The organism is Paenibacillus sp. 1_12 (assembly GCF_900114475.1).
Taxonomy (GTDB): domain Bacteria; phylum Bacillota; class Bacilli; order Paenibacillales; family NBRC-103111; genus Paenibacillus_S.
The window spans coordinates 131,005-139,317 of sequence record NZ_FOTE01000015.1 but is presented as its reverse complement, the minus strand read 5'-3'; the positions used below and the strand labels follow the sequence as shown (position 1 = coordinate 139,317).

Below are 8,313 nucleotides of genomic sequence, written 5' to 3'. Positions count from 1 at the left end.
TTCTCGCAGCATTTTCGAAGAAGTAATGCTTCGAAAAAAGCGTAGGCTTACGAAGCCAGCTTTCTAACGAAAGCTTTTAGTTTGGTGATGATGGCGAAGGGGAACCACGCGTTCCCATCTCGAACACGACCGTTAAGCCCTTCAGCGCCAATGGTACTTGAACCGCAGGGTTCTGGGAGAGTAGGACGTCGCCAAGCACGATGAAGCAGTTGATCTTAGAGATCAGCTGTTTTTTTGTATATTCAGGCCCTTGTTAAGCCTAATTTGCAGCACGAGCGGATCAAGTGATTATTGGAGGATATTACTGTGGTTCACATTCTAAATCAGCGCATGCTTGATTCTGTGTCAGACAGTGAGCAAATCATTGTGGTGGAGATAGCTGACAATAGCTTGTTTCACGCAACAGTAAAATTGTTTGAAAAGACCGATCAGAAATGGGCTCAAACGATAGACACCATCCCTGCGGTCATTGGTAAAAATGGACTTACCGATGACAAATCAGAAGGTGATGGAAAATCGCCAAGGGGTCTATATGAGCTTGGTGAGTCGTTTGGTAGCAGAAGCGTATCAAATGGGTTTTCCATCCCATACCATCAAGTGACCCTACATGACTACTGGATTGATGACCCTTATTCCGATGAGTATAACCAGTGGATTTATTATGAAGGAATTCCTTCCAGCAAGTGGAACTCATTCGAGACGCTGGTTCATCCCTTGTACACATATGCAATCATTATTAAGTATAATATGGAGCCTGTGATTAAGGGTAAAGGGAGCGCTATCTTTATTCATGAATGGGAGAGTGAGAGCAGCCCCACTTTAGGCTGTATTGCCATGTCCTATGACCATTTAGTTCTTCTAATGAACTCAATCCAGCCGCAAAAAAATCCGAAGATCAGGATAGGCTAAGAAGGAAACAGCCGGTTACTTTATGTAATCCGGCTTTTTTTGTGCAAATTATAGCTTAGATGCTGAAAAATTGTGGAATTTACATAGAAAGAAATAAAATTACAAAAAAACCTTTACAATAAGTAACAATGTTTAATATACTTTCATTAAGAAGTTACGAAATATTATAAAAAGGGAGCTTGATGACATGAAAAGGAATAAATTATATTTCGGTACCACGTTAATTTTGCTGGGCTCGATTGTTAGTGCTTGCAGTGGTGGAAGTGCAACCACTCCTACTGCTACTAAACCTGCTGATTCCAAGCCTGCAAGCAGCGAAGTGGCCAAACCGAAAGGTGATCCGGTAAAGCTGGTCATGTATAGCTGGAGACCGGAAGATAAAGATGGCTATGCCAAATTTATTTCAGAATTTGAAAAGGATAACCCAGATATAAAGATAGAATTCAAGCCGTACAAAGCGACAGAATACAATACGATACTCGCGAATTCTCTGCAATCGGGCACAGGCGTAGACATTTTACAGCTTAGACCTTACGACGGTGCTAAAGCGCTTGCAGACGCAAACTATCTAACTGCTTTGGACAAGGTGAAAGGTATAGAGAATTTTCAAAACAGCTATTTGGATGCAGCGAGAGGCACAGATAATAAGGTCTACGGTATTCCTTTAATGTTAAATAATGCTGTTATTTTCTATAATAAGAAGCTCTTTGATGACAATGGTCTGCAGGTACCAGAAACTTGGGAAGAATTCGTGAAAACCTGTGATGCGCTGAAAGCAAAAAATATCATTCCGATCGCTCAATCTGGCAAAGCGGCTTACTTGCTCTCAACGAGTCACGCGGTAATTGGTCCAAGCGCATACGGAGGGACCGAATATTTGCAGTCTCTTCTCAAAGGAACCACTAACTTCAAGGATGCTAAATTTTTAGAATCTGTAAAGAGAATGAAGCAGCTCGAAGCGTATTTTCCAAAAGATTTTATAGCTATTGAAGACAAAGACGCGCAAGGCTTGTTCTATACGAGTAAAGCCGCCATGTACATAAACGGAAGCCAAAGGCTGGAAACGTTCGAAGCCAACAAAGTGACGTTCCCTGTTGAATTTATGGCTGGTTTTTCCGCTAAAAAAGGAGAACCGGCTCAAATCGCTACATGGGTAGACGGCTCGTTCGGTATTGCTAAAAGCTCAAAGCATCAAGAGCAAGCAATCAAATTTATCGAATTCATGGCGTCTAAAAAGTTTGGTCAAATGTTCAGCGACGAGCTCACCCGTGTTAGCCCGATTAATGGAGTTGAACCGAAGCATCCACAGCTCAAAAAAATGGCTCAGTTAAGCGAGAAGAATAGTACGCCATACTTGCTGCTCAGCTACTTCAGTCAAGGCACGCCTACTACAAAAGTGACGTTTGAGGATTCACTCCAAGGCATGTATATTGGCAAATTGACGCCTGAGAAAGTGGTTGAGGACACGCAAGCTTCCGCTGACAAGTGGTTTAAACCACAGAAATAATTAATAGTGTGAAACTTACGAAGTATGTTTTCTATGAAAACTTAGTAATGCTTACGAAGTAAGTTTTCTGCGAAAACGTTAAGGAGGCGAGATTGTGGAAATTCGGAGCATCGACACGATACGCCAATCCGTCCCTCTGATCAAACCTTTTAAAACGGCACTTCGGACGGTTCACCACGCTGAGTCGGTATTGGTTAGAATCACATTGAATAACGGTAATATGGGGTGGGGAGAAGCCCCGCCCACCGTTGTTATAACCGGGGACAGCTTGGAAAGTATTGAAGCGGCAATTGTCAAAACATTCACACCGCTTTTGATTGGTAAGAACGTGCTCGCTTACGAGCAACTGCTGCAGTCTATGCACCATTCCATGGTTGGCTGCAGCAGCGCCAAAGCGGCTGTCGATATGGCTATCTACGATTTGGTGAGTCAGTTTAGCGGCATGCCGTTATATAAGTTTCTTGGAGGCTATAGAGATCGGCTAGAGACGGATTTTACCGTCAGTGTCAATTCGCCCTATGAAATGGGGGAAGATGCGGTAGAATGTGTGAAATCGGGCTTTTATGTTCTGAAAATCAAGGTAGGAAAAGATTCGATTGAACAAGATATTGAACGTATTCGAGAGGTTCGTCTGCGGGTAGGTAACGAAATCAAAATTCGAGTTGACGCTAATCAAGGCTGGCAGGCCAAGGAAGCGGTTCGCTCTATCCGTCGTATGGAAGATATGGGGTTAAATATCGAGCTCGTAGAGCAGCCGGTGAAGGCGCATGATATTGACGGCTTGAAGTGTGTAACCGATGCGGTGGAAACACCTATTATGGCGGATGAGAGCATGTTTTCTCCACAACAGGCATTTGAAATTATTAGACGCCGTGCGGCGGATATGTTAAATATTAAGCTGATGAAATCGGGCGGCATTTATAAAGCACAACTCATCAATCAAATGGCCGATGAGTTTGGTATCGAATGCATGGTTGGCAGTATGATCGAATCACGATTAGCCGTCACGGCTGCGGCCCATTTTGCGGCAAGTAAAAAAAATATTACCCGCATCGACTTAGATGCGCCGTTGATGCTGCTTCATGAGACTGTAAAAGGCGGGGTCATATACGAGGGTCCGCTGATGATACTTCCACAAGAAGCTGGGCTTGGCATCCAGGAGGTAAAGCCCTTTGTGATGGAGGCAGTGGAATGAATGCGTTGATCAGGATGCAAGTGGCAGTATCGGTAGCAACGGTATGGACAACTCCTGAATCGCCCAGACCCATGGATGAACCGGCTATGCAAAACCCGGTGGACCTAAAGAGCTGGGTTCAAGGGTTATCGGTTACGGATAAGCTGGACCTTTGCGATGCGAACCGGGTGCAAACGCAGATATTGATGGGAACGGAAGTTATTGTTATGGAGGAAAGCAGGGATTGGGTGAAGGTTTGCATTCCTGATCAATTCAAACGAAACAGCGCTCTTGGCTACCCAGGGTGGGTACCTAAGCGACAACTGGCGGAACAGCTTCATCGGACAGCTGATGCTGAGATACAATATGCCGAGGTAATGTCTAATCGTGCTATGCTTTCTATAGAATTATCGGAAATGGAGCTGAGCTACTTAACCCGGCTTCCAATATTAGCTGAAATCGGTGAAACCATAAGAGTAGATACACCTATTGGGGTTGGACAACTCAACCGGAAAGATGTGCGAATTATTACGGGATCGAAGGATGAGCCGCGCCATTCTGATGCAGGTAAGCAGATAGTGGAAGAAGCTAAGAAGTTTATAGGACTGCCTTATTTGTGGGGTGGCATATCATCTTTTGGTTTTGACTGTTCGGGCTTCGCATACCAATTACACAAGTCACAAGGAATAGAAATTCCCCGCGACGTCTCCGATCAAGCGCGGCACGGGATAGAAATTCCTCGCGATCTATTGAAACCGGGAGACCTGTTGTTTTTTGCAAGGGACGAGGGAAAGGGACTTATCCACCACGTATGCATCTACATGGGAGACAATACGATGATCCATTCACCTGATTCCAGAAGCAAAGTGGAGAAGGTACGTCTGGACGAATACAAGCTGGCAAAAGAGCATTGCTTGTCAAAAAGATATTGGGCATAGATAAGCCGTAACAGAAGACGGTTGGGGATGGTAGGACACACAATGATGGATAATGTAGATAAATTGGTGCAAGGCTGGGTTCAGGAACAGAAAATACCGGGTGGGGTACTAAGCGTAACGATAAAAAACAAGTTTCAATTTTTTAAAGCCTACGGCGCGTATTCAGATGGCAAAGAACTGAAATCTATGGCTTTGGATACGATATTTGATCTCGCATCGCTGACAAAAGTAGTGTCCACATTGCCCGCTATTCTTACGCTCGCAGCTGCAGACAAGCTAAGTCTGGAGCATAAAGTGAAGACATATATCCCCTCATTCAATCAGGATCAGGTAACGATTCGTCACTTGCTGATGCATAGCTCAGGATTGCCCGCTGATCTCCCTGCTGAGCCGAGGTCGATGCAAGGACGACGCGTTCTGGACGATGTTTTAAAGCAAGAGCTATTGTCTCCTGCAGGGCAGCAAGTTGTATATAGTGATCTTGGCATGATATTGCTGGGTGAAATCATATCAACTGTATCCGGTGAGTCCTTAGAACAATATGTGCGTAAAGCTGTATTTGAACCGCTTGGCATGACAGACACCAGATTCAATCCTGATGAAGCTGTAAGAACAAGGACTGCTGCTACTGAATTCGTAGACGAAGCCTATATCGTTGGAGAAGTACATGATGAGAAATGCTATCATCTGGGGGGCGTTTCGGGAAGTGCCGGGTTGTTCAGTTCGATTTTTGATCTAGCCAAATATGCAGATTTTTGGTTGGACTCTGAAAAAGGTGGGATTATTCCACTGCCTTTCATACAGGCGGCGCTAAGTAAACCGTTACTAAATAGAGGCCTGGGTTGGGAAGTACTGGGCGACCCTCAAGCGATACCATACAGTTGCGGAACATTGTGGGGGCAGGGTAGCTTTGGACATACTGGCTTTACGGGTACAAGCTTATGGATTGATCCTTCACGGGAGCTTATTGTTGTGTTTTTAACCAATGCTGTGCATTTTGGCCGAAACAATCCCATTAGACATTTGCGTCGACAGCTGCATGATGAAATATTTTCTTCACTTTTTCACTCATAGGGCGGGTGTCGAATAAGCCTATTCATAAAAGGAGCTGCCTATGACAGGTACAGGTATCGATCGTGTAGAGGAAGTCAACTTACCTAAACCGCCCCTTAAGAAAAATCGGCGGTTCATGAAGCATATGGTCCATCTGTTTTTGCTTCCGGCATTGATTTTTTATGTAGGGTTTATGATTTATCCCATTTTTCAGGCTCTGATTAATAGTTTGTTTTCTTGGAAGGGACTTTTACGGGGAGAATTTATCGGACTGCAAAATTTTATCCGCCTGTTCACGGAGTCTCCATTTAAAGAAACGTTTACGCGGGCGCTCGGACACAATGTGGTGTTTTTTATAGGGACAATGCTGTGCAAGCTAGTCGTAGCTTTTATATTGGCATTGTTGATCAATAGTAAAATTCGTGGGAAAGAATGGTTCAAGACGTTATTTTTCGTTCCTAAACTGCTATCCGTCATCGTCGTCGGCTTTTTGTTCAGCTTGATCCTGAATCCGACCTATGGTGCATTAAACACATTTCTTAAGGCCATTGGGCTTGAGGAGCTTGCTAGGCCATGGCTCGGAGATCCGAATACGGCGCTTTACACAATTATTGTTGTGAACAGTTGGTACGGTATTGGCTTTGCCGTCCTTATATTCCTGGTAGGATTGCAGGCGATTTCGCCAGAGATTTACGAAGCGGCGAGAATCGACGGGGCCTCGGGCTTTCTGATGATTTACAAAATCACCATCCCACTAGCGATGCCATCCATTATGATTATGTCGATACTAACGTTTATTGGTGCTTTCGAAACCTTCGAACTTATTTATGCGATGCAAGGTTCATCGGGGGGACCCTATTACTCAACAGATGTGTTAGGCTTATACTTTTACCGTTTAGCGTTTGGTTCCGTTGGCGGTGGAGAGTCGATTGGCTTGGGCTCCGCGCTTGCTGTTGTCTTGTTGCTTTTAATCTCCGGAGCTACTGCGGTTTCCATGTATTTCTTTAAACGCAAGGAAGTCGATCATTAATAGAAAACTCCATCTAAGAGTGCATGTTCGTTTTGTTGAACAACCTCTACAAGTATAAAATCCTCGGAGGTCATCCATGGCGATACGGCTGCAACAATCGGTAAAGTATCTCATTTTGTCATTATTCACGTTTGTGTCCATATATCCGATTTTTTTGATGATCACCTCTTCCTTCAAGACAAAGCAGGAAATTACGACGCATCCGTTAGGTTTGCCTAGCAGCTTTTCTTTGGAAAACTATGTAATGGTATGGCAAAAGGTTCATTTTGCGGATTACTTTTTGAACAGTTTATTCATCAGTGGCGTATCTGTACTCTTGATTTTGCTCGTTTCATCTATGGCGGCATTTTATATAGCCAGGTATCCATTTCGGTGGAACAGTTTGGTTCTGTTTTTCTTCATGCTCGGTCTTATGCTTCCTATGAAGCTGGCGATATCGCCGCTATACATGATGATGCTGAAGCTGAAGCTGTTAGATACGTTCACTGCGCTTATTATCGTGTATGTAGCTGGTCACATCTCGTTCGCTGTGTTTGTGTTTTACGGATTTTTTCGTACGCTGCCCAAAGACCTGGATCAAAGCGCACGGATAGACGGCTGCAACGAATTCCAGGTATATTACAAAATCGTGCTGCCACTGATGAGGCCTGCATTGGCCACCGTCAGTATTGTTGATTTAATCGGGATATGGAATGATTTCTTTTACCCCCTAATTTTTATTAAAAGTACCGAGCTGGGCACTATCCCTCTTGGCATGTTGATGTTATTTGGAGAATATGATACAGATTGGAACCTGCTGTTCTGCGGATTGACGCTGTCTTCGCTCCCGTTGATAATAGCATTTCTTTTTGCTTCCAAACAATTTATAGAGGGAATGACGACAGGAGCTGTTAAATAATGAAAAAATGGATTACATTTGATCTGGATGGTACTTTAATGAAGAATCCTTTTGGAGAATGGGTTTTTCCAGAGGTGGAGGAGCTCATTTCGAATCAATTGCAGCGGAGTTTCAAATCGACGGAAGCACTTGTATGTGAGCACGAGCTTCGTATGCAGCAGAACCGGACCGTGGAGGCATACGATTGGGACGAGATGGTCAGGAAGCTGCTGCAAGAGCTGCAGATCGATATTGAAATTGATGTGGAGCAGCTGGTGCTGAAACATTCCATAGACCCTAAAATTTATTTGCTCGAAAAAACGATCATTCCTACACTCAAACGTTTGAAAGAAATGGGATTTATGCTTGCAGTTGTAACAAACGGATTTTATAAATATCAATTTCCGGTAATGAAAGAGCTTGGTTTAGACGTATGGTTTGACGAAATCATTACACCTGAGAAGGTAGGTTGCGGCAAGCCGGACGTCAATATATTACGCGAGCTGAAGGAGCGCGGGCAAATCATTGCTCATGTGGGAGATAGACTTGATCATGATGTCTACTTAGCCAATGAATCGGGTGCTCAATCCGTATTCATTTATAGCAAATTGCCCGAGTCGCTGCGGACAATGAGTCCGCAAAAACGTGCAGAAAGCGCTGAGTTTTTGAAAATATGTGAGGAAAAGCTGAAAGCGGAAAACCCGCACATCTCAACAGTACCGTATCCTCCTCCATTTGTTCCGACTCATGTTGTGTACCAAATGGAGGAACTGCTTGAATGCGGCTTTACGGATAAGATTAATGGATGAATTACAATTTCATACA

The 8,313-nt window shown here is 44.0% G+C and carries 8 protein-coding genes and 1 rRNA gene; all 9 read left to right on the top strand.

Features of this window, described 5'->3' with window-relative positions; translation table 11 throughout:
- The first annotated feature begins 80 nt into the window (after window positions 1-80).
- The 9 genes from rrf (at window position 81) to BM210_RS25860 (ending at window position 8,297) form a co-directional block, all read left to right on the top strand.
- Window positions 81-197 (top strand): 5S ribosomal RNA (gene rrf / locus BM210_RS25900).
- 109 nt (window positions 198-306) lie between these two features.
- Window positions 307-909, top strand: coding sequence for a L,D-transpeptidase family protein (locus BM210_RS25895; protein WP_256224037.1), 603 nt, complete (start codon window positions 307-309; stop codon window positions 907-909).
- A gap of 187 nt (window positions 910-1,096) precedes the next feature.
- Window positions 1,097-2,416, top strand: coding sequence for an ABC transporter substrate-binding protein (locus tag BM210_RS25890; protein WP_091175021.1), 1,320 nt, complete (start codon window positions 1,097-1,099; stop codon window positions 2,414-2,416).
- 94 nt (window positions 2,417-2,510) lie between these two features.
- Window positions 2,511-3,611, top strand: a complete 1,101-nt coding sequence (locus tag BM210_RS25885; protein ID WP_091175019.1) for a dipeptide epimerase — start codon at window positions 2,511-2,513, stop codon at window positions 3,609-3,611.
- A complete protein-coding gene (locus BM210_RS25880; RefSeq protein ID WP_091175017.1) occupies window positions 3,608-4,528 on the top strand; it encodes a C40 family peptidase in 921 nt (306 codons plus the stop codon). The genes BM210_RS25885 and BM210_RS25880 overlap by 4 nt, the downstream gene beginning before the upstream one ends.
- A gap of 42 nt (window positions 4,529-4,570) precedes the next feature.
- Entirely contained in the window at window positions 4,571-5,602 is a 1,032-nt protein-coding gene (locus BM210_RS25875) for a serine hydrolase domain-containing protein (protein WP_177237998.1), read from the top strand.
- A gap of 40 nt (window positions 5,603-5,642) precedes the next feature.
- Window positions 5,643-6,611, top strand: a complete 969-nt coding sequence (locus tag BM210_RS25870; protein ID WP_371263544.1) for a carbohydrate ABC transporter permease — start codon at window positions 5,643-5,645, stop codon at window positions 6,609-6,611.
- A gap of 76 nt (window positions 6,612-6,687) precedes the next feature.
- Window positions 6,688-7,509 carry a carbohydrate ABC transporter permease gene (locus BM210_RS25865; protein ID WP_091175014.1) on the top strand — a complete coding sequence of 274 codons (822 nt, stop codon included), beginning with the start codon at window positions 6,688-6,690 and terminating at the stop codon, window positions 7,507-7,509.
- Entirely contained in the window at window positions 7,509-8,297 is a 789-nt protein-coding gene (locus BM210_RS25860) for an HAD family hydrolase (RefSeq protein ID WP_256224036.1), read from the top strand. Before BM210_RS25865 ends, BM210_RS25860 begins: the two co-directional genes overlap by 1 nt.
- Window positions 8,298-8,313: the final 16 nt, after the last annotated feature.

Bases quoted from the DNA above. Each gene is read 5' to 3' on its own strand.
- BM210_RS25890 (WP_091175021.1), top strand. From the start codon at position 1,097: ATGAAAAGGAATAAATTATATTTCGGTACCACGTTAATTTTGCTGGGC.
- BM210_RS25880 (WP_091175017.1), top strand. From the start codon at position 3,608: ATGAATGCGTTGATCAGGATGCAAGTGGCAGTATCGGTAGCAACGGTA.
- BM210_RS25875 (WP_177237998.1), top strand. From the start codon at position 4,571: ATGATGGATAATGTAGATAAATTGGTGCAAGGCTGGGTTCAGGAACAG.
- BM210_RS25870 (WP_371263544.1), top strand. From the start codon at position 5,643: ATGACAGGTACAGGTATCGATCGTGTAGAGGAAGTCAACTTACCTAAA.
- BM210_RS25865 (WP_091175014.1), top strand. From the start codon at position 6,688: ATGGCGATACGGCTGCAACAATCGGTAAAGTATCTCATTTTGTCATTA.
- BM210_RS25860 (WP_256224036.1), top strand. From the start codon at position 7,509: ATGAAAAAATGGATTACATTTGATCTGGATGGTACTTTAATGAAGAAT.